Genomic DNA, 20730 nt, shown 5'->3' on the forward strand with positions numbered 1-20730 from the left:
CGGCGTGTGATCCGCTCCCCCCGGCGGGCGGGCTCAGGAGGCGGTGAGCTTGTCGACCAGCTCCTCGGCCGTCGACACCGCCTCGAACAGCTCCCCCACGTGCTTGCGGGTCCCGCGCAGCGGCTCGAGTGTCGGAATGCGCACCAGGGACTCGCGGCCCAGGTCGAAGATCACCGAGTCCCAGGACGCGGCGGCGACCTCGACCGGGAACCGGCCCATGCAGGTGCCGCGGAAGTAGGCGCGGGTGTCCTCGGGCGGCTCGGTCATCGCCGCGGCGACCTGCTCCTCGGTGACCAGCCGGCGCATCGACCCGCGGGTGACGAGCCGGTTGTAGAGACCCTTGGCCAGCCGCACGTCGGAGTACTGCAGGTCGACCATCCCGAGCCGGCCCGACGCCCAGGTCAGGCCGTCGCGCTCGCGGTAGGCCTCGAGCAGCTTGAGCTTGGCCGTCCAGTCGAGCCGGTCGGCGGTCAGCATCGGGTCGCGCTCCAGGTCGACCAGCACCGACTCCCACTCCTCGACGACCTCGCGGGTGTCGGGGTCCCACTCCTCGCGGCGCGGGGAGACGGTCTGCTCCATGTGCTCGACCGCGCGGGCCAGGTACTCCTGCTGGATCTGCACCGCGGTGAGGTGACGGCCGTCGGCCAGCGGGACGGTCCGCTGCAGCGTCGGGTCGTGGCTGATCCGCGAGACCGACTTCACCGGCTCGGCCAGGCGCAGGTCCTCGAACGAGCGCCCCTTCTCGATCATGTCGAGGACCAGGGCGGTGGTGCCGACCTTGAGCAGCGTCGAGATCTCGGACAGGTTCGCGTCGCCGATGATGACGTGGAGGCGGCGGTACTTGTCGGCGTCGGCGTGCGGCTCGTCGCGGGTGTTGATGATGCCGCGCTTGAGCGTGGTCTCCAGCCCGACCTCGACCTCGACGTAGTCCGAGCGCTGGGCGATCTGGTAGCCGGCCTCGTCACCCTGCTGGCCGAGGCCGACCCGGCCGGCGCCGCAGACGACCTGGCGGGTCACGAAGAACGGGGTGAGGCCGGTGACGATCGACGGGAACGTCGTCGTCCGGGCCATCAGGTAGTTCTCGTGGGAGCCGTAGCTGGCGCCCTTGCCGTCGACGTTGTTCTTGTAGAGCTGCATCCGCGGCGCGCCCGGCACGGTGGCCGCGCGGTTCGCCGCCTCCAGCATGATGCGCTCGCCGGCCTTGTCCCAGGTCACGATGTCGCGCGGGGACAGGACCTCGGGAGTGGAGTACTCCGGGTGGGCGTGGTCGACGTAGAACCGGGCGCCGTTGGTGAGGATGACGTTCGCCGCGCCGAGGTCGTCGAGGTCGGTGTCGAGCTGCGGCGCCAGCGACGGCGCCGACAGGTCGAACCCCCGGGCGTCGCGCAGCGGCGACTCCACCTCGTAGTCCCAGCGCGCCCGGCGGTTGCGGGGCACGTCCGCCGCGGCGGCGTAGGCCAGCACCACCTGCGTCGAGGTGACGACGGGGTTCGCGGTGGGGTCACCGGGCACGGCGATGCCGTACTCCACCTCGGTGCCCATGATCCGGCGGGCCGTCACGACCGGCCCCCTGCGCGAGAGTGCATTGCACGAGACTAACCGTCCGCGCCCCCACCCGGGGTGCACCGAGGCCCGGCGGGATCATCGTGGCGTGACCGATCCCGCATGTGAGCGCCTGACCGTCTTCGACGCCGGGGGCGCGCCCACCGGCGTCGCCGAACGCGGCGAGGTCTACGCGCGCTCGCTGTGGCACGCCACGACGGCGGTCCTGCTCCGCTCCGCCGACGGCACGCGGGTCTACGTGCACCGTCGCACCGACACCAAGCTGGTCATGGCCGGGATGTGGGACTGCCTCGCCGGCGGGGTCCTCGACGAGGGCGAGACCCCCGACGCGTGCGCCGCCCGCGAGCTGGGCGAGGAGCTCGGCATCACCGGCGTGCCGCTGGAGAAGCTGGCCGTGGTCGCCTTCGACGCCGCCGCGCTGGGTGTCGACACCGGGCCCGGCACCGGCCCGGACGGTCTGCGGGCCCACGTGCACGTCTACCGCGCCTTCTCCGACGGCCCGGTGACCCACCAGCCCTCGGAGGTGGCCGAGGGCGGTTGGTGGACCCTCGACGAGCTGGCGGCCCGGATCGGCGCGCCGGACCGGGCCTGGGTCCCCGACGGCCTGTACGTCACCCGCCTGCTGCTGGCCGACCTCGTCCGTTAAGGTCCTCGGGCCAGCGCGTTTACCAGTGGGTAACATACGTCACCCACATCGGTACCTGAATCGGTCGACACCGGGCGGGTCGCGCGACGCCACCCCGGGAAGGGCCCAGCGTGGAGCCTCCCCGACGCCCACCACGCCCACCACGCGACAGTTCCAGGAGTCACCCATGGTCAGCATCTCGGTCTCGGCCCGTTCCCTCGCCGCCGCCAGGCTGATCGATCCCGACGTCAACACCGCCGCCGTGCAGGCCGCGGTGGAGGCGGCACTGGCCGCCGAGCGCCACGAGCAGCGCGCCGCCGCGGGCTCCACCACGCGTCGCGAGCACACCGCCCGCCGCGAGCCGGACTCCCGCCGGTCCTGACCCTCCCCGCCCCGCCGGCGGGTCCCCGTGCACCCGGAGGCGGGGCCGGACAGCGCGACGGGCCCGCATCCCGGGTGGGACACGGGCCCGTCGCGGCCGTGATCAGAAGTTGATCATGTGGCCGGCCAGGCCGTGGATCGCCTCCTGCAGGCACTCCGACAGGGTCGGGTGCGCGTGCACGTTGCGCGCCATCTCGTGGACGGTCAGGTCCCACTTCTGGGCCAGGGTCAGCTCGGGCAGCAGCTCGGTCGCCTCGGCGCCGATGATGTGCCCGCCCAGCAGCTCGCCGTAGGTGTCGTCGGCGATCAGCTTGACGAAGCCGGCGGGCTCGGCCATGCCGTGCGCCTTGCCGTTCGCGGTGAACGGGAAGGTCGCGGTGTTGACCTTCCAGCCCTTCTCGTCGGCCAACTCGCGGGCCTCGGTCTCGGTGTAGCCGAACGACGCGACCTGCGGGTTGCAGAAGGTCGCGCGCGGCATCATCTTGTAGTTCAGCTCCTGGGTCTCGGCGCCCGCCAGGGTCTCGGCGGCGACGATGCCCTGCGCCTCGGCGACGTGGGCGAGCATGAGCTTCGCGGTGACGTCACCGATGGCGTAGACGTGCTCCACACTGGTGCGCATGTAGTCGTCGATCTCGATGGCGCCGCGCTCGGTGAGGTTCACGCCGAGCTTGTCGAGGCCGTACCCGTCGACCCGCGGGGCGAAGCCGATCGCCTGCACGACCTTGTCCGCGCGCAGCTCCTCGCTGCCCTTGGACGAGGAGACCGAGACGGTGACACCCTTGCCGTCGTCGGTGATGGACTCGACCTTCGTGGAGGTCCGCACCGTCACGCCGAGCTTCTTGTAGGCCTTGAGCAGCTCCTTGGACACGTCCGCGTCCTCGAGCGGGAGCAGCCGGTCCAGGTACTCGACGATGGTGACGTCGACGCCGTAGTTGGCCAGCACGAACGCGAACTCGACGCCGATCGCACCGGCACCGGCGATGATCACGCTCTCCGGCAGCTCGCGGGTGAGGATCTGCTCCTCGTAGGTCACGACGCGGTCGGACAGCTCGGTGCCCGGCAGCAGCTTGACGGTGGAGCCCGCAGCGATGATCACGTCGTCGTAGGTGACGGTCTCGTTGCCGCCCTTCGACAGCTCGACCTCGATCTCGCCCGGCTTGGTGAACCGGCCGAACCCGTCGAGCTCGGTGATCTTGTTCTTCTTCATCAGGAAGTGCACGCCCTTGACGCGACCGTCCGCGACCGAACGGCTGCGGTCGAAGGCGGCGCCGAAGTCGAGCGACACCTCACCGGACAGACCGAAGGTCTTCTGCTCCTTGGTGACGATGTGCGCGATCTCGGCGTTGCGCAGCAGCGCCTTGGAGGGGATGCAGCCCACGTTGAGACAGACACCGCCCCAGTACTTCTCCTCGATCACCGCCACACTGCGGCCGAGCTGGGCAGCACGGATGGCCGCCACGTATCCACCGGGTCCGGCTCCGAGTACGACGACGTCGAAATGAGGCATGTGCCCAGCCTAGGACGCCTGGGCCGGGTCCGGGCCGTCCGGTCCCGAGTCCCGGGTCACGGGCCACTCCCCGCCACCGGACAGGTGCGCGACGACCGCCTCGCACGCCTCGCGCAGCCCGGCCTGCTGGGCAGGGGTCAGCCCGTCGAACACCGCCTCGCGGACGCTCTCGACGTGGTCCGGGGCCGCACCGGCCAGCACCTCGAAGCCGCGGTCGGTCAGCCGGGCCAGCTGGCCGCGGCGGTCGGTGGGACAGGACCGCCGCTCGATCCAGCCCGCCTCCTCCATCCGGGCCACCGCGTGCGACACCCGGCTGCGCGAGGACAGCGCGGAGTCCGCGAGGACGCTCATGCGCAGAGTGCGGTCCGGCGCCTCGGACAGGCGGACCAGGATCTCGTAGTACGCCTGGGGCATCCCCGCCCCGGACTGCAGCCGTCGCTCGACCTTGTCCGACACCAGCCGCTGCGCGGCGAGGAACGCCCGCCACGTCCGCTGCTCCTCGTCGTCGAGCCAGCGTGTGTGACCCACAGCACCCTCCGAAACATTTGAGCGTTTCTCTTGTTGTCCCTAGTATCGCTCTCAACAAGTGAAAGTTCAACCATCTCGCGAGGAGACATCATGACCACGGCCACCACGATCCCCGGCTACGTCGTCGGCACCTGGGACATCGACGCGGCGCACTCCGACGTCTCGTTCTCCGTCCGTCACATGATGGTCAGCAAGGTCCGCGGGCGCTTCACCGGCGTCTCGGGCGAGCTCGTCACCGCGGAGAAGTTCGAGGACTCCAGCGTCACCGCGACCGTCGACGCCACCTCGCTGACCACCGGCCAGGAGCAGCGCGACGGCCACATCCGCTCCGCCGACTTCTTCGACGTCGAGAAGTACCCGGAGTGGGCCTTCCGCTCCACCGGCCTCACCGCCAAGGGTGAGGACTTCGTCCTGGCCGGCGACCTCACGATCAAGGGCGTCACCCGTCCCGTCGAGTTCGACCTCGAGCTGGGCGGCTTCGGCCCGGACGCCTACGGCGGCACCCGCGCCGGCTTCACCGCCACGACCACCGTCAAGCGCTCCGAGTTCGGGGTCGACATCGAGCTGCCGATGGACGGTGGCGGCGTCGTCGTCGGCGACAAGATCAGCGTCCTGCTCGAGATCGAGGCCGTCCTGAAGACCGCCTGACCGCACCCTCGCACGCCTGCGCGACCCCGGACCGCACCCGCGGCCCGGGGTCGCGGCGCGTCCGTAGCCTGACCGTGTGCGCAGCTACGCCGAGACGCCTCCCACCGGGCCGCTGCGCGCGGTCGTCGAGGTGGCCTGGCGGGCGCACACCGGTACCGCGCCGCACACCCAGCGGGTCCTCCCCGACGGCTGCATGGACCTGCTCCTGTCCGGCGGCCGGGCGGTCGTCGCGGGTCCCGACACCGCGGCGCACCTCGCCGGCTCGCCCGCGGGCGGCGTGACCACCGGCCTGCGCTTCCGCCCCGGCGCCCTCCCGGCCCTGCTGGGCGTCCCGGCCGACGCGCTGCGCGACCGCCGGGTCCCGCTCGCCGACGTGCTCGACCCCGGCCGGCGCCGGCTGCTCCGGCCCACCTCCGCCGGCGACGGCGACACCGGCGACGCCGCGTGGCTCGCCCGGCTGGCCCTCGCCCTGCAGGCGGCGGCCGCGGACGACCGGACGCCCGCCCCGCTCCCCCGTCCCGCGCTGCGCGCCCTGGCCGGGGGCATGCCCGCCGCGGAGCTGGCCGACCGGCTCGGCGTCACCGGACGCACCCTGCACCGCCGCTGCGTCGCCACTCTCGGGTACGGACCGGCCGTCGCACGGCGGGTGCTGCGCTTCCGGGCCGCGGCCGCGCTGCTGTACGACGGCGTCCCCCCGGCCGCGGTCGCCGCCCGCACCGGCTACGCCGACCAGCCCCACCTGTCCCGCGAGGTCCGGGCCCTGGCCGGGGTGTCCCCCGGCGCCCTCCCGGTCGCCGCCCGGCCGGGCTCCTAGGCCCGGTCCCCCGTGCCGGGAGGCGCGACCGGTGCCGCCCACCGCGCGTGCGCCGGCAGGGGCGGCCGTACCGACGCCCCGGTCAGCAGCCCGGCGAACGCGGACGCGGCCGGGACGGGGCGGCGTCCGCGCGGGAGCACCAGCGCGATCCGCCGCCGGACGACCGGATCGGCGAGCGGGACCGCGGCCAGTCCGGCGAAACCGGTGAGCGGCACCACCAGCCCGGGCACGGCCGTCACGCCGAGTCCGGCCGCGACGAGCCCCGCGACCGCGGCGATGTTGCGGGCCGCGACGCCGCGCCCGGGGCGGCTGCCCGACTCGGCCAGCGCCCGGTCCACGTGCTGGCGGATGCTCGTGGACGCGTCGAAGTCGACGAACTCCTCGCCGTCGAGGTCGGTCCAGCGCAGCTCCGGGCGCCCGGCGAGCGGGTGACCGGGAGGCAGCAGGGCGCAGAACCGGTCGGCGGCCACCGGGGTGACCAGGAGGTCCTCGGGGGCCCGGCCGTGCACCACGGTGACGGCGAGGTCGGCCCGGCCGGAACGCACCCGCTCGGTGACCTCGTCGGCGAGGGCGTCGGAGATCTCCGGGCGGACCCCCGGGCGGCGGCGCAGGAACGCCGACACCACCCCCGGGAGCAGGATCGCCGCGAGCGACGGCAGCGTCGCGATCCGCACGGTGCCCGCCTGCCCGTCCAGGACGTGCTCGACGTGGCGCAGCTCCGCCGCGACCCCGTCGAGGGCCCGGCGCGCGGCCGCGACGACCGCCGCGCCGGCCGGGGTCGGTTCCAGGCGGCGGGTGGTCCGCTCGAAGAGCCGCGCCCCGAGCAGCCGCTCGACCTCGGCGACCGTGCGGCTCAGCGAGGGCTGCGCAGTCCGCAGCACGGCCGCGGCCGCGGTGAATCCCCCCGCGTCGTGCACCGCGACCACCGTCCTGAGCTGCTGCAACGTCAGATCCATGTCGCCACCGCATCAGTCGATCCGGATTCGGTCTTTGACGATCATAGGTTCCGGCCCGCACCGTACGTCCGGGCCGATGCCGGCCCGGACGCCGACGAGGAGGTCGACGATGCTCGCCGCGATCGGATTCCTGACCATCGCCGTGTTCCTGGCGGCCGTGCTGTCCGGGCGGGTGTCGGTGCTGCTGGCCCTGACCGTCGTCCCGGCCGCCGCCGCCGTCGCCGCCGGGCTGGGCGGCGGGCTGGGCGAGTACGTCGCGACCGGTCTGGAGACCGTCGCCCCGGTCGCCATCATGATCACCTTCGCGATCCTGTACTTCAGCCTGATGCTCGACACCGGGCTGTTCGACCCGGCGATCCGCCGGGTGGTCCGGTGGGCGGGCGGGGATCCGTTGAAGATCTGCGTCGGCACGGCCGCGCTGACCGTGCTCGTCGCCCTCGACGGTGACGGCGCCTCCACCTTCCTGATCATGGTGAGCGCCATGCTGCCCCTCTACGACCGGCTCGGGATGCGCCGGATCGTGCTGGCGGCGCTGGTGTGCCTCGGGGCCGGGGTGATGAACATGATCCCGTGGGGCGGCCCGACGGCGCGGGCGATGGCCGCGCTCGACCTCACCGCCTCCGACGTGTTCGTGCCGCTGCTGCCCGCCATGGCCGCCGGGATCGCCTGGGTGCTGCTCGCGGCCTGGGTCATCGGCCGCCGCGAACGCGCCCGCCTCGGCGTCGTCGCGCTGCCCGAGCCCGCCGACGCACCCGGGGCCGCCGGGGCGCCCGCCGTGCGGTCGCGGGCCGACCGGGTCCGGTTCGTGGTCAACGTCGTGCTCACCCTGACCCTGGTCGTCGTGCTGCTCCTGCAGCTGGCCGACCTGCCGGTGGTGTTCCTCTGCGCCTTCGTCGTCGCACTGCTGGTCAACCGGCCGACCTGGGACGGCCAGCGCGCGCTGTTCGAGAAGCACGGCCACAACGTCGTGCTGGTGACGGCGATGATCTTCGCGGCGGGCGTGTTCACCGGCGTCCTGGGCGGCACCGGGATGATCGCCGCGATGGCGCAGTCGCTGGTCGGGCTCGTCCCCGAGGGCGCGGGCGGCGTGCTCCCCGTCGCGGTGGCGCTGACCTCGATGCCGCTCAGCCTGGTGTTCACCCCGGACGCGTACTACTTCGGCGTCCTGCCGGTGCTGGCGGAGACCTCGGCCGCGCTGGGCGGCGACCCGGCGGAGGTCGCCCGGGCCGCGATCCTGGGCCAGATGACCACCGGGTTCCCGCTCAGCCCGCTCACCGCCTCGACCTTCATCCTGCTCGGGCTCACCGCCGTCGAGCTGGGCCGCCACCAGCGGTTCGTCTTCGGGTGGGCGTTCGGCACCACCGCCGTCATGACCGTCGTCGCGCTGCTCACCGGCGCCCTGAACCTCTGAGGAGAGACCCCGATGCCCTCGGCCACCACCCGGATCGGCAGCGGTGCAGGCTTCGCCGGTGACCGCATCGGGCCCGCGGTCGACCTGGCCCGCCGCGGCGCGCTCGACGACCTCGTCCTGGAGTGCCTCGCCGAGCGCACCATCGCCCTCGGCCACCGCCGGCGCCTCGCCGACCCGGCCACCGGGTACGACCCCCGGCTCGGGCAGCGGCTGACCGCGCTGCTGCCGGACCTGCTCGCGGGCGGGGTCCGGCTGCTCACCAACATGGGGGCGGCCAACCCACCGGCGGCCGGTCGTGTCGTGCGCGAGCACCTCGACCGCCTCGGGTCCGCCGCGCCGGTGGCCGTCGTGACCGGCGACGACGTGTTCGACGTGGTCGACCCGGCGGCGCGCGCGGCCGAGGACGGCGTCCCCCTGCACGAGCACGGCGAGCTCGTGTCGGCCAACGCCTACCTCGGCGCCGACGCGATCGCGCCCGCGCTGGACACCGGCGCCGCGGTCGTCGTCACCGGGCGGGTGGCGGACCCCTCGCTGTTCCTCGCGCCGCTGGCGCACCGGCTCGGGTGGGATCTCGACCACCCGGACGAGGCCGCCGCGGGCACCCTGGTGGGACATCTGCTGGAGTGCGCCGGGCAGCTGACCGGCGGGTACGCCGCCGACCCCGGGCACCTCGACGTCCCCCGGCTCGCCGATCTCGGGTTCCCGTTCGCGGACGTCGCCGCCGACGGGACCGCGCGCTACGGCAAGCTCGACGGCACCGGCGGCCGACTCGACCGGCACACGGTCCGCGAGCAGCTGCTCTACGAGGTGACCGACCCGACCGGCTACCGCACCCCCGACGTCGTCCTGGACCTGCGCGGCGTGTCCGTGGACGACGACGGCCCCGACCGGGTCCGCGTCACCGGCGCCACCGGCCGGGCCCGCCCGGACGAGCTCAAGGTCAGCGTCGGCTACCGGGCCGGGCACCGGGTCGAGGCCGGGATCTCCTACGTGGGCCCGAACGCCGGGGCCCGGGCCCGGCTGGCCGCCGACGTCGTCGCCGAGCGGGTCCGCGGCCTCGCCGTCGCCCCCCGGATCGAGGTCCGCGGCGGCGACACCGACGCGCGGCTGCGGGTCGCGGCGCTGCACCACGACCCGGACGTGCTCGACGTCCTCGCCCACGAGGTGGAGGCGCTCTACACCAACGGCCCGGCGGGCGGGGGCGGTGTGCGCGCCCGGCTCGACGAGGTCGTCGGTGTGCTGTCCACCCTCGTCCCCCGCGCGGCCGTCGTCCCGCGGGTCACCGTCCTGGAGGCCGGCTGTGCTGCTGCATGAGATCGCGCACTGCCGCGCGGGGGACAAGGGGACGGTGGCGACGCTGACCGTGGTCCCGTACGACGACGCGTCCTACCCGCTGCTCGTGGCCGTGCTGACCCCGCAGCTGGTGCGGGCGGGCCTGGACCGCTGGGTCGGCGGCGAGGTCACCCGCCACGAGCTGCCCCGGGTGAGCTGCCTGCAGTTCGTCTGCACCGGGATCCGCGGCGGCGGGGTCACCGTGTCGACCGAGCTGGACACGCACGGCAAGTCGTTGTCGTCGCGGCTGCTGGCACTGGCGCTCCCGCCGCCGCCCGGCCCGCGGTGAGCGGGGTCCGCGCCGCGGGTCAGGCCCAGGCGAACAGGTCCAGCGACGAGCCGTCGGGGTCGGCGACGGTGGCGTAGCGCTGCCCCCACGGCGCGTCGAACGGGTCCAGCACCGAGGCGTGACCGGCCGCGGTGATCCGGCGCCAGGCGTCGTCGACGGCCGCGGCGGTCGGCAGCCGGAACGCCAGCCCGACCCGTCCGTGGCCGTCCGGGGCGACGCCCGGGTGGAAGCCCTCCACCATCGACTGCAGGTCCAGGGCCAGACGCACACCGCCGCGCAGCGTGGTCTCCACGTGCGCCTCGGTCTCGGAGCCCTCGGGGAACTCCAGCCCCAGCAGGCGGTAGAAGGCCAGCGAGCGGGTCATGTCGGTGACCACGATGCCGATCATGTCGAGCTCGGCGCCGATCGAGGTGTCCATGCCCACGACGCTAGGCCGCGGGCGGCCCGGCGTCGTGAACGGATCGGACAGCGCTCAGCGCTTCCCGCGGAAGCGGCGCAGCATGTCCTGCGCCCGCTGCCGGTTGCGCGGATCGCTCGCCATCCGCTTGGCCTGGTCGCTGTAGCGACGCCCCTGCGGGCTCTTCAGGAATGCGCTGATGCGCCCGATGATGCCGGCCATGACGACCTCCGTGGTGGCGGGCCGCGACACGGACGTGCACGGCTCCGGGCACAGGATGCCCGTTTCGTCCGGACATCATTCCACCGGGTGACGATCCCCGGACACACGACGGGCCCCGCCGCAGGATGCGGCGGGGCCCGTGCGCGCGGAGCGCGCCTACAGGTACTGGCCGGTGTTCGACGCGGTGTCGATCGCACGGCCGGTGGCGTCGTTCTTGCCGGTGACCAGGGTGCGGATGTAGACGATCCGCTCCCCCTTCTTGCCCGAGATCCGCGCCCAGTCGTCGGGGTTGGTCGTGTTCGGGAGGTCCTCGTTCTCGGCGAACTCGTCGACGATCGCGTCCAGCAGGTGCTGGACCCGCAGCCCCGGCTGGCCGGACTCGAGCACCGCCTTGATCGCGGACTTCTTCCCGCGGTCGACGATGTTCTGGATCATCGCGCCGGAGTTGAAGTCCTTGAAGTAGAGGGTCTCCTTGTCCCCGTTGGCGTAGGTGACCTCGAGGAAGCGGTTCTCCTCGGACTCGTCGTACATCCGCTCGACGATCCGCTGGATCATCGCGGTGGTGCACGCCGTGCGGTCGCCGCCGAACTCGGCCAGGTCGTCCTCGTGGATGGGCAGGGTGTCGGTGATGTACTTGGAGAAGATGTCGATCGCGCCCTCGGCGTCCGGGCGCTCGATCTTGATCTTCACGTCGAGCCGGCCCGGCCGCAGGATCGCCGGGTCGATCATGTCCTCACGGTTCGAGGCACCGATGACGATGACGTTCTCCAGGCCCTCGACGCCGTCGATCTCGGCCAGGAGCTGGGGGACGATCGTCGTCTCCACGTCGGAGGACACACCCGAGCCACGGGTCCGGAAGATCGAGTCCATCTCGTCGAAGAACACGATCACCGGGGTGCCGGCGCTCGCCTTCTCCCGCGCGCGCTGGAAGATCAGCCGGATGTGCCGCTCGGTCTCGCCGACGAACTTGTTGAGCAGCTCGGGGCCCTTGATGTTGAGGAAGAACGCGCGCCCCTCGTCCGGGTCGTCGCCCCGCTGCTTGGCGATCTTCTTCGCCAGCGAGTTCGCGACGGCCTTCGCGATGAGCGTCTTCCCGCAGCCGGGCGGCCCGTAGAGCAGCACGCCCTTGGGCGGGCGCAGCTCGTACTGGGTGAACAGCTCGGTGTGCAGGAACGGCAGCTCGACCGCGTCCTGGATCTGCTCGATCTGCCGGGACAGGCCGCCGATGTCGGAGTAGGCGATGTCCGGGACCTCCTCGAGCACGAGGTCCTCGACCTCGGCCTTGGCGACCCGTTCGTAGGCGTAGCCCGCCCGCGAGTCGACCATGACCGAGTCGCCGGACTTGAGCGGGCTGGTGCCCTCCTCCTGTCCGAGCTCGAACAGCGGCGCCGCCAGCCAGACGACCCGCTCCTCGTCGGAGTGGCCGACGACCAGGCCACGACCGGCCGAGCCGTCCTCACCCGGACGGGAGATGATCTCCCGCAGCGAGTAGAGGTCACCGACCTGCTCGAAGCCCATGGCCTCGACCACGGTGAGCGCCTCGTTGAGCCGGACGGACTGGCCGCTGCGCAGCGTCTCGCCCTCGACCGCCGGGGACACGGGGACCCGCATCCGGCGGCCGGAGGTGAAGACGTCGACCGTGTCGTCGTCGTGCCGGCCGAGGAAGACCCCGTAGCCGGACGGCGGCTGCGCGAGCCGGTCGACCTCCTCGCGGAGCGCGACCAGCTGGCCGCGGGCCTCCTTGAGGGTCTCGGTCAGCTTCTCGTTCCGAGCGTTGAGCGCGGAGAGCCGGCTCGTGGTCTCGGCGAGCCGCTGTTCCAGCACTCGGGCGTGCCGGGGCGTCTCGGTCAGCCGTTGACGCAGCGAGGAGATCTCGTGCTCGAGATGACGGATGTGCTCGGCGGCCTCAGCGGGGCTGAGGTCGCGGTCAGACTGGAAACCCTGGTTGCCGGGACCGTCGTCGTAGGGGTGGTTCACGGCAGCCTCCCTCCGTGTTCCGTCTCACCACGGTACCCGTGACGGGTGACCGCGACGGTGCGTCGAACCGGTGATCCGGGCCTCAGCCGGTCGGCACCATGTGGTCACTCTGCGGCTTCACGGGCGTCACCGCCACGTCCACACGGAGGGTAGTTCGTAACGTTCTCGTTCCGCGCTCCGGCGCGTCGCGGCCGCGATCCGGTCGAAACCGGACAGAACGCACAGGTCAGCGGCCGGTCGGCCGTCGCTGCTGCCGGGGCGGCGTGACGCCGTCGGCGAGCCGCCGGGTGGTCAGCAGGAAGGCCGTATGGGCGATCATCCGATGCTCCGGACGGACAGCCAGACCCACCACGTGCCAGGGGCGGACCATCGCCTCCCAGGACTCGGGCTCGGTCCAGCACTGCATCTCCCGCAGCGCCTCGGTGAGCACCGACAGCTGGGTGGTGGTCGCGACGTAGCCGACGAGGATCCCGCCCGGCACCAGGCAGTCGCGCACGGTGTCGAGCACGTCCCACGGCGAGAGCATGTCCAGCACGACCCGGTCGACCTCGCCGCGGTGCTGCCGGACGTCACCGACGGTCAGCTCCCAGTGCGGGGGCCGGTGGCCGAAGAAGGTCTCGACGTTGGTGACCGCCTGCGGGGCGTGGTCGTCGCGGACCTCGTAGGAGATCACCTTGCCGGTCGGCCCGACGGCCTGCAGCAGCGAGCAGGTCAGCGCGCCGGACCCGGCGCCGGCCTCCAGCACCCGCGCGCCGGGGAACACGTCGCCCCACATGAGGATCTGCGCGGAGTCCTTGGGGTAGATCACCTGGGCGCCGCGGGGCATCGACAGCACGTAGTCGGCCAGGCGGGGACGCATGGTCAGGTACGGCGTGTTCGCCGCGGAGTGCACGAGCCCGCCCTCGGGCGAGCCGATGATGTCGTCGTGGTCGATCTGGCCGCGGTGGGTGTGGTACGCCCCGCCGGCCTGGAGGACGACGGTGTAGCGGCGCCCCTTGGGGTCGGTGAGCTGCACCCGGTCGCCCTCGCGGAACGGCCCGCCGCGGCGCGGGGGCTCCCAGACGACGTCGGCGCTCCCGGCGACGTGGTGGTCGTCGGCGGGGCCGTCGTCGGCCGGGTCGGCGTCGGTGGGGCCGGCGTCGGCCGGGTCGGCGTCGGTGGGGCCGGCGTCGGTGGGGCCGGCGTCGGTGGGGTCGACGTCGGTGGGGTCGGCGTCGACGGGACCGGTGGCACCGTCGGAGGTCGGGAGGGCGTCGTGCACGGGCGACGACGCTATCCGCGCTCCCGCACGGCCCGGTCGCCGGGGCGTCGGCGGCGCGGCACGAGCAGGCCGAGCCCCAGCAGCAGGAGCACCGCTCCCCCACCGACCACCAGGCCCGGGCCGGTGCGCAGGAACCCGGCTGCGCCACCGACCCAGGGCAGGTGGTACCAGACCCGGCCCAGCAGGTCCCGCGCCGTCACCGGATGCGGATCCGGCGCCGGGTTCGCGTCGCCGCGGGTGGTGAACGCGGGGCCGGGATCGACCGCGACCACACGGTGGGTGACGGTCCGGGTCTCGCCGCTGGTCCGGTCGCGGTCGACGAACGAGATCACGTCACCGATCACGACGTCGGCCGCGTCCACCGGGCGGGACACGACCAGCGAGCCCACGGGAAGGGTCGGGACCATGCTCCCGGACAGCACCGTGTACGCGCGGGACCCGGTCAGCGCTGGGACGACCGCGACCGCCGCGGCCATCCCGACCAGCCCGAGCACGACGACGGTGACGAGCGCCCCACCGATCCGGCGCCACGCGGACGGGCGGGATACGGCCGGCACCGGCCATGACGTATGCGAGGGAGCGACGGAATCTCGGCCCATCCGCTCACCCTAGGTCCGCTCCCGGACACCCGACGTACACGATCGGGCGGTGAGCTGCGACGATGCAATGGGAACCTCCACGCGCATGGACACACGCACACGCGTCGGGATCGGTGTCGTCGCGGTCGCGGTCGCGGTACTCGCGATCGGCCTCGGCACCTACGCCGCCTTCACCGACACCGAGGACGGGCCGGGTGGGCAGGTCTCCTCCGGCACCCTCGACCTCACCGTCGGCTCCAACGCCGACAAGGTCCTCTTCAACCAGGCCAACATCGCCCCCGGCTTCTCCACCACCGTCACCGTCGACGTCCGCAACGCCGGTTCCGTCCCCGGCACCGTCACCGGATCGCTGACCGCGACCGGGTCCGACGTCACCTGCACCGAGCCCGAGGCGGAGGCGGAGAAGGTGGCCGCGAACGCCTGCGCCGCCGGCGGCAACCTGCAGGATGAGATGACCGTCCAGGTCGTCTCCGGGCCGGGGGTGGGCACCGCGGGGGCGGCGGTTCCGCTGCGCACCTTCGTCCAGAGCCCGCTGCCGTCCGGGCCGCTGGGCGCCGGGGCCACCGGTACCTACACGCTGACCTTCGCGCTGCCGCCGTCGGCGGACAACAAGGTGCAGGGCGACCGGATCACCGTCGGCTCGACGTTCACCCTGAACCAGTCGTGAGCCCGGCGGTCCCCCGGCGGCGGGCAGCGCTCGCGCTGGGGGCCGCGGCCGTGATCGTCGCGGTGTCGGCCACGGCCTGGGGCACCTGGGCCGTGTTCACCGACAGCGACCGGGGTGCCGCGGGGTCGACCTCGGCGGGCACGGTGGTCCTGGGCGGTCGCGCGACCCCGCCCGCGGTCGCACTGACCGGCCTGCGGGCGAACTCGACGACGACCACCTCGGTGACCGTGGACTACCGCGGTTCGGTGCCGGCGACGCTGTCGGTGTCGCTGCCCGCGTACTCCTCGACCGCCTGCACCACCGGGGTCGGCGGGCTGCTCGACGGCCTGAACGTCGGCTCGCTCACCGTCCGGATCGGGTCGCGGACCGCCGAGTCGTACTGCGCGCTGCTCGACGGGAAGGACCGCATCGTCACCACACTCGCCCCCGGCACCGTGGTGACGGTCCCCCTGACCGTCGCGGTCGGACCGGTCGTGCTGCTGCCGCGCACCGAGGCGGCGACGCTCCGGCTGGCGGTCTCGGGCGGCTTCACCGACCGGGTGGACGGGACCCTGCGGATCGGCACGAACCTGCTCGGCACCCGGTCCCTGCGGGTCGCCGCGCCGAGCGTCGTCCCGGCCGTCGCCGCCCCGCCCGCCGAGTGCGTCGACGCCGGCATCACCTCGGTCACCGAGACCGTCGTCCTCAGCGGCGACGGCGCCGTCTTCGACGCCCGCACCGACCGGCCGGGGGCCACCGGGCCGCTGCTCGTCGTGGGCACCCCCGGACCCGACCGCATCACGGGGTCCCCGGGCCGGGACTGCCTGGTCGGGGCGGGCGGGGACGACGTACTCGACGGCGGGGCCGGGGACGACGTGCTGCTCGGCGGCGACGGCGACGACCGCCTCTCCGGCGGGGACGGGGCCGACCGGCTCTACGGCGGCGCCGGAGCCGACACCCTGCTCGGCGGCCCGGAGAACCCGCGCGAGCCGGACGTTCTGCACGGCGGCCTCGCCGACGGCTCGACCTGCCCGGACGCCGGCCCGGAGGACCTCCTGACCGCGTGCACGGCACCGGCCCCCGCCGCGACGCCACCGGCGACCGCACCGTCACCGGCACCCGGCGCGACTCCGGTGCCGGAGGGCTCGGCCGACCCGGCCGCGCCCGGGGATCCCGCCTCCACACCCCCGGAGCCGGCCCCGCCCGCGCCGGCCGTGCCCGAGGGCGAGCCCGACCCGGCGACGACCGCCCCGCCCGGCTGATCGGATCCCGGAATCGTCGGGGGGCCCGGCTAGCCTGCCCGCGTGACCGTCCAGGAGCCCCCGTCCGCCCGCGCGGCCGGACCCGGTGCGTCCCCGGCCGCCACCGCACCGCGTCCCCCCGCCCTGTCCCCGTCGCGTGCGGCGGACTTCCGCCGCTGCCCACTGCTCTACCGGTTCCGTGCGGTCGATCGGCTCCCGGAGCCGCCGTCGCAGGCGCAGGTCCGCGGGACACTGGTGCACGCGGTGCTGGAGCGGCTGTTCGCCCGGGACCCGGCCGACCGGACCCCGCAGGCCGCGCGGGAGCTGCTCGGCCCCTGCTGGGACGACCTCGCGGCCGCGGAGCCCGCCGCGGCGGCGCTGTTCAGCGGCCCGGAGGACCCGCAGCTCGCGCTCTGGCTGGACTCGGCCTCCGCGCTGCTCGACCGCTACTTCGCCCTGGAGGACCCGGCCGGCGTCTCCGCGACGGCGGTGGAGACCCGCATCGAGGCGGCCCTGCCCGGCGCCGGCGACGCGGCGCCGGTGCCGCTGCGCGGCATCCTGGACCGGCTCGACGACGGTCCCGACGGGCTGCGGGTGGTCGACTACAAGACCGGCGCGACGCCCGGCGAGGGCTACGAGTCCGGCGTGCTGTTCCAGCTCAAGTTCTACGCACTGGCCGTCCTGCTGACCCACGGCCGCGTCCCCGACGAGCTGCGCCTGCTCTACCTGGCCGACGGCACCGCCCTGACCTACCGGCCCGACGCCGAGGAGCTCACCCGCTTCGGGCGCCTGCTCGAGGCGGTGTGGACCGCCATCCGGCTCGCCGCCCCCACCGGGGACTTCCGGCCCCGCACCGGCCCGGCCTGCCGCACCTGCGACCACACGGCCCACTGCCCCGCGTGGGGCGGTACTCCCCCGCCGTATCCCGGCTGGCCGGGCGGCGCGGCATGATCGACGGGTGAGCGCACCGCCCCCTATCCCGCCCGGCCCGTTCTACCTGCCCCGCGGCGAGCAGACCGCCGACGGCGTCACCCACGCCGCCTTCGAGGCGACGCCGTCGACGACCGGCCCCTGGTTCGCCGACGCCCAGCACATGGGCCCGCCCTCGGCGCTGCTGGTCCGCGCCCTCGAACGGCTGCCCGAGTCCCGCCCCGGCGGCGCCGAGGCGGGGTGGCGGATCGCCCGCGTCACCGTCGAGGTGCTCGGGGCGGTGCCCGCCGGGCCGGTCACGGTCACCGCGGGCGTCGAGCGGCCCGGGCGGACGATCGAGCTGCTGTCGGCGACGATGCGCGCCGGTGACCGGGACGTGCTGCGGGCCCGGGCCTGGCGGCTCGCCGCGTCCGACACCGCCGTCGTCGCGCAGGGGCAGGCAGCCGCGCTGCCCGGGCGGGACGCCGCCGTCGTGCGCACCGAGCGGCCGGACGGCTGGCTGCCCGGGTTCCTCGACGCGATCGAGTGGGCCTGGCTCGACGGGGGCAGCCTCGGCGACGAGGGCCCGGGGCGCGGCTGGATCCGGATGCGGGTCCCGCTCGTCGAGGGTGAGGATCCGAGCCCGGCGCAGCGGCTGATGGTCGCCGCGGACTGTGCGAACGGGCTCGCCGCACCGCTGGACGTGACGCGCTGGCTGTTCGTCAACACCGAGCTGACGGTGCACCTGCACCGGGCCCCGGCCGGCGAGTGGATCGGCGTCGACGCCGCGACCGTCGTCGGGCCGGACGGGCTGGGCACCTGCTCGGCCACCCTGTTCGACGACGACGGGCACACCGGCCGGATCGCCCAGGCCCTGACCGTCCGGGCCCGCTAGGTGTACTGACCGGAGACGTTGGTCGAACTCGTGTGACGACACGATCTAGCTGATCTTGAAGGGTGAGGACCTCCTGCGGAGGGTGTGGAGCTGTCGAAGGCACCCGCACCCACAACCACAGGAGGTCCTCGTGGTCCACGCTAACGCTCCACTGTCCGAACGCGGCCGACTGCGCCTGGCGCGTCTGATCGTCGAGGGCGACGTGCCGATCGCTGCGGCCGCTGCCCGGTTCCAGGTGGCCTGGCCGACCGCGAAACGCTGGGCCGACCGCTACCGCCTCGACGGCCCGGCCGGCATGGCCGATCGCTCCAGCCGGCCGCACCACTCGCCGCGGGCGACGCCGGCACCGGTGGTGCGCCGGATCGTGCACCTGCGCTGGAAGAAGCGCCTGGGCCCGGTCCAGATCGCCGACCGGGTCGGTGTCGCTGCCTCGACCGTGCACCGGGTGCTGGTGCGGTGTCGGATCAACCGCCTCGCCCATGTCGACCGCGCCACCGGAGAACCGGTGCGTCGCTACGAACACCCCGCCCCCGGGGATCTGCTGCACGTGGATGTGAAGAAGCTCGGCAACATCCCCGACGGCGGCGGCTGGCGCTATGTCGGACGCGCCCAGGGAGACCGCAATCGAGCAGCCACCCCCGGCAAACCGCGCAACGCCCACCACCAGGCGAAGATGGGCACAGCATTCGTGCACACCGTGCTCGACGACCACACCCGCCTGGCCTACGCCGAGATCCACGACGACGAGACCGCCGCCACGGCCATCGCCGTCCTGCGCAACGCCGTGGCCTGGTTCTCCGCCCGCGGGGTCACCACCCGCCGAGTCCTGTCCGACAACGGCTCGGCCTACCGCTCCCACGCCTGGCGCGACACCTGCCACGCGCTGCGGATCACCCCGAAACGCACCCGTCCCTACCGCCCACAGACCAACGGAAAGATCGAACGGTTCCACCGCACTCTCGCCGACGGCTGGGCCTTCGCCCGGCTCTACACCGGCGAGTCGCAACGCCGAAAGGCGCTACCCGGGTGGCTGCACGAGTACAACCACCACAGGCCCCCACACCGCCATCGGTGGTCTCCCACCGATCAGCAGGTTGACCAACCTGTCCGGGCAGTACAGCTAGCCGTACGGCCGCCGGCACCGCCCCGGCCGCACGACGGCGGCCCGCCACCGGAGTCACCGGGGCGGGCCGCCGTGGGGGGAACGGACGTCGGACGGGGTGGGCTCAGTGGCCGTGGCCGTTGACCGTCATCGCGCGGCAGGACCGGATCTCCGAGGTGAGGATCGCGGTGGCGCCGATGTCGGCGAGCTTGTCCATCACGCGGTTCGTGTCCTTGGTGCGCACCATCGTGCGGACCGCGACCCAGCCCTTCTTCGACAGCGGCGAGACCGTCGGCGCCTGCAGGCCCGGTGCGACCTTCTCCACGGCCTCCAGCAGCCCCTCCGGGCAGTCGAAGTCCATCATCAGGTACTCGCGGGCCACGACGACGCCCTGCAGCCGGTCGGCGAAGACCTTCTTCAGGCGGGTGGTCTCGGCGTCCTCGGCGCGGTCGTGCCGCTTCTCCCGCTCGATGAGCGTGGCCTGCGAGGTGGCGATGGCCTCGCCGATGATCTGCAGACCGTGCTGGCGCAACGTGCGCCCGGAGGACACGACGTCGGCGATCGCGTCGGCCAGACCCAGCTGGATGGAGATCTCCACCGCGCCGTCGAGCTTCACGATCTCCGCGCCGATCCGCTTGCCGGAGAGGTACGAGCGGACCAGACGGGGGTAGGACGTCGCGATCTTGCGGCCGTCGAGGTCCTCGATCTTCCAGTCGGCGTCGGCCGGGGCCGCGAAGTGGAACCGCGACTTGCCGAAGCCGAGCGGGATGATCTCCTGGGTCTGGCTGCCCGACTCCTCCATGAGGTCGAAGCCGGTGACGCCCAGATGCAGGTCACCCTTGCCGACGTAGGTCGCGATGTCCTTGGGCCGCAGGTAGAAGAACTCGATCTCGTTCTCGTCGTCGACCACGCTGAGGTCACGCGAGTCGGTCCGCTGGCGGTACCCCGCCTCGCGCATCATCGTCGCGGCGGGCTCGGCCAGGGTGCCCTTGTTCGGCAGTGCCACGCGGAGCATTTCCGCTCTCCTGACGGTCGTCGTCGGTGGTGGTGGTGTCGGTGGGTCGGGTCGACCTACAGATGCTTGTACACGTCCTCGAGGGTGAGCCCCCGCTGGAGCATGATCACCTGCAGCCGGTACAGCAGCTGCGAGATCTCCTCCGCCAGCTCGTCGTCGCCCTGGTACTCGGCGGCGATCCAGACCTCACCGGCCTCCTCGAGCACCTTCTTGCCCTGGGCGTGCACCCCGGCGTCCAGCGCGGCGACGGTCCCCGAACCGGCCGGCCGCTCCTGGGCCTTGGCCTGCAGCTCGGCGAACAAGTCGTCGAATGTCTTCACGGGTACCAGTGTGAACGGTGACCCACGCCGCACGCCGGGCGCATCCGGGGCGGTAAGCCGTGTGGGCAACGGACCGCGCCGGATGGTTCACC

General features: G+C 73.5%; 21 protein-coding genes and 2 pseudogenes. 12 read left to right on the forward strand and 11 right to left on the reverse strand.

Translation table 11 applies throughout. The features are described 5' to 3' along the window. Nucleotides 1-33: 33 nt before the first annotated feature. Nucleotides 34-1542 carry a depupylase/deamidase Dop gene (dop, locus tag ZF1_RS14650; RefSeq protein ID WP_178373948.1) on the reverse strand — a complete coding sequence of 503 codons (1509 nt, stop codon included), beginning with the start codon at nt 1540-1542 and terminating at the stop codon, nt 34-36. Between the two features lie 109 nt (nt 1543-1651). Here dop and ZF1_RS14655 point away from each other — a divergent pair, with 109 nt between their 5' ends. Both ZF1_RS14655 and ZF1_RS14660 read left to right on the forward strand, forming a co-directional pair. Continuing rightward, nucleotides 1652-2209, forward strand: a complete 558-nt coding sequence (locus ZF1_RS14655) for an NUDIX hydrolase (RefSeq protein WP_482637526.1) — start codon at nt 1652-1654, stop codon at nt 2207-2209. 166 nt (nt 2210-2375) lie between these two features. Then, entirely contained in the window at nt 2376-2570 is a 195-nt protein-coding gene (locus ZF1_RS14660; RefSeq protein WP_062395124.1) for a hypothetical protein, read from the forward strand. A 102-nt stretch (nt 2571-2672) separates the two neighbouring features. Here the strand turns inward: ZF1_RS14660 and lpdA are convergent, their stop codons facing one another. Beyond that, a complete protein-coding gene (lpdA, locus tag ZF1_RS14665) occupies nt 2673-4076 on the reverse strand; it encodes a dihydrolipoyl dehydrogenase (protein ID WP_482637527.1) in 1404 nt (467 codons plus the stop codon). Between the two features lie 9 nt (nt 4077-4085). Further along, complete coding sequence (locus tag ZF1_RS14670) at nt 4086-4604, reverse strand: MarR family winged helix-turn-helix transcriptional regulator (protein WP_346107370.1); 519 nt, start codon at nt 4602-4604, stop codon at nt 4086-4088. Between the two features lie 90 nt (nt 4605-4694). Between ZF1_RS14670 and ZF1_RS14675 the strand changes: the two genes are divergently transcribed. After that, nucleotides 4695-5252, forward strand: coding sequence for a YceI family protein (locus tag ZF1_RS14675; protein ID WP_346107368.1), 558 nt, complete (start codon nt 4695-4697; stop codon nt 5250-5252). 76 nt (nt 5253-5328) lie between these two features. Continuing rightward, nucleotides 5329-6066, forward strand: coding sequence for a DUF6597 domain-containing transcriptional factor (locus ZF1_RS14680; RefSeq protein WP_482637528.1), 738 nt, complete (start codon nt 5329-5331; stop codon nt 6064-6066). On the opposite strand, the gene ZF1_RS14685 is transcribed toward ZF1_RS14680, so the two are convergent. Further along, nucleotides 6063-7022, reverse strand: coding sequence for a LysR family transcriptional regulator (locus tag ZF1_RS14685; protein WP_251782495.1), 960 nt, complete (start codon nt 7020-7022; stop codon nt 6063-6065). The two genes, ZF1_RS14680 and ZF1_RS14685, sit on opposite strands and share 4 nt — an antisense overlap. A 109-nt stretch (nt 7023-7131) precedes the next feature. Between ZF1_RS14685 and ZF1_RS14690 the strand changes: the two genes are divergently transcribed. The 3 genes from ZF1_RS14690 to ZF1_RS14700 are packed head-to-tail and all read left to right on the forward strand — an operon-like array spanning nt 7132 to nt 10054. Beyond that, a complete protein-coding gene (locus tag ZF1_RS14690; RefSeq protein ID WP_482637529.1) occupies nt 7132-8433 on the forward strand; it encodes a CitMHS family transporter in 1302 nt (433 codons plus the stop codon). Between the two features lie 12 nt (nt 8434-8445). Further along, the gene (locus ZF1_RS14695; protein WP_482637530.1) at nt 8446-9747 is read left to right on the forward strand and encodes an acyclic terpene utilization AtuA family protein; all 1302 of its coding nucleotides are present in this window, start codon (nt 8446-8448) and stop codon (nt 9745-9747) included. Beyond that, nucleotides 9734-10054, forward strand: coding sequence for an AtuA-related protein (locus ZF1_RS14700; RefSeq protein WP_251782493.1), 321 nt, complete (start codon nt 9734-9736; stop codon nt 10052-10054). The genes ZF1_RS14695 and ZF1_RS14700 overlap by 14 nt, the downstream gene beginning before the upstream one ends. 19 nt (nt 10055-10073) lie before the next feature. Here the strand turns inward: ZF1_RS14700 and ZF1_RS14705 are convergent, their stop codons facing one another. The 5 genes and pseudogenes from ZF1_RS14705 to ZF1_RS14725 all read right to left on the reverse strand — a co-directional run bounded on the left by ZF1_RS14705 (nt 10074) and on the right by ZF1_RS14725 (nt 14468). Further along, the gene (locus ZF1_RS14705) at nt 10074-10472 is read right to left on the reverse strand and encodes a VOC family protein (protein ID WP_482637531.1); all 399 of its coding nucleotides are present in this window, start codon (nt 10470-10472) and stop codon (nt 10074-10076) included. Between the two features lie 54 nt (nt 10473-10526). Next, a complete protein-coding gene (locus tag ZF1_RS14710) occupies nt 10527-10673 on the reverse strand; it encodes a hypothetical protein (protein WP_168172083.1) in 147 nt (48 codons plus the stop codon). Between the two features lie 156 nt (nt 10674-10829). After that, nucleotides 10830-12650: a proteasome ATPase gene (gene arc, locus ZF1_RS14715; protein WP_482637532.1), complete on the reverse strand. Its 1821-nt coding sequence runs from the start codon at nt 12648-12650 to the stop codon at nt 10830-10832. A 226-nt stretch (nt 12651-12876) separates the two neighbouring features. After that, nucleotides 12877-13689 (reverse strand): annotated as a pseudogene (locus tag ZF1_RS14720) (tRNA (adenine-N1)-methyltransferase); the annotation flags it as partial. Between the two features lie 233 nt (nt 13690-13922). After that, complete coding sequence (locus ZF1_RS14725; protein WP_476651481.1) at nt 13923-14468, reverse strand: signal peptidase I; 546 nt, start codon at nt 14466-14468, stop codon at nt 13923-13925. 127 nt (nt 14469-14595) lie between these two features. Here ZF1_RS14725 and ZF1_RS14730 point away from each other — a divergent pair, with 127 nt between their 5' ends. The 5 genes and pseudogenes from ZF1_RS14730 to ZF1_RS14750 all read left to right on the forward strand — a co-directional run bounded on the left by ZF1_RS14730 (nt 14596) and on the right by ZF1_RS14750 (nt 19325). Next, a complete protein-coding gene (locus ZF1_RS14730) occupies nt 14596-15177 on the forward strand; it encodes a TasA family protein (protein ID WP_482637533.1) in 582 nt (193 codons plus the stop codon). After that, a complete protein-coding gene (locus ZF1_RS14735) occupies nt 15174-16418 on the forward strand; it encodes a calcium-binding protein (protein WP_482637534.1) in 1245 nt (414 codons plus the stop codon). The genes ZF1_RS14730 and ZF1_RS14735 overlap by 4 nt, the downstream gene beginning before the upstream one ends. Before the next feature lie 42 nt (nt 16419-16460). Further along, nucleotides 16461-17348, forward strand: coding sequence for a RecB family exonuclease (locus ZF1_RS14740; protein WP_482637535.1), 888 nt, complete (start codon nt 16461-16463; stop codon nt 17346-17348). A 7-nt stretch (nt 17349-17355) separates the two neighbouring features. After that, complete coding sequence (locus ZF1_RS14745; protein WP_379672762.1) at nt 17356-18201, forward strand: thioesterase family protein; 846 nt, start codon at nt 17356-17358, stop codon at nt 18199-18201. A gap of 130 nt (nt 18202-18331) precedes the next feature. Next, nucleotides 18332-19325: pseudogene (locus tag ZF1_RS14750) on the forward strand (IS481 family transposase). Nucleotides 19326-19427: 102 nt separating this feature from the next. Here ZF1_RS14750 and hisG read toward each other — a convergent pair. Next, nucleotides 19428-20318: an ATP phosphoribosyltransferase gene (hisG, locus tag ZF1_RS14755; RefSeq protein WP_100877718.1), complete on the reverse strand. Its 891-nt coding sequence runs from the start codon at nt 20316-20318 to the stop codon at nt 19428-19430. A 56-nt stretch (nt 20319-20374) separates the two neighbouring features. Continuing rightward, nucleotides 20375-20638, reverse strand: a complete 264-nt coding sequence (locus ZF1_RS14760; RefSeq protein WP_062395155.1) for a phosphoribosyl-ATP diphosphatase — start codon at nt 20636-20638, stop codon at nt 20375-20377. Between the last annotated feature and the right edge of the window lie 92 nt (nt 20639-20730).

The organism is Pseudonocardia sp. ZF1 (assembly GCF_056835605.1).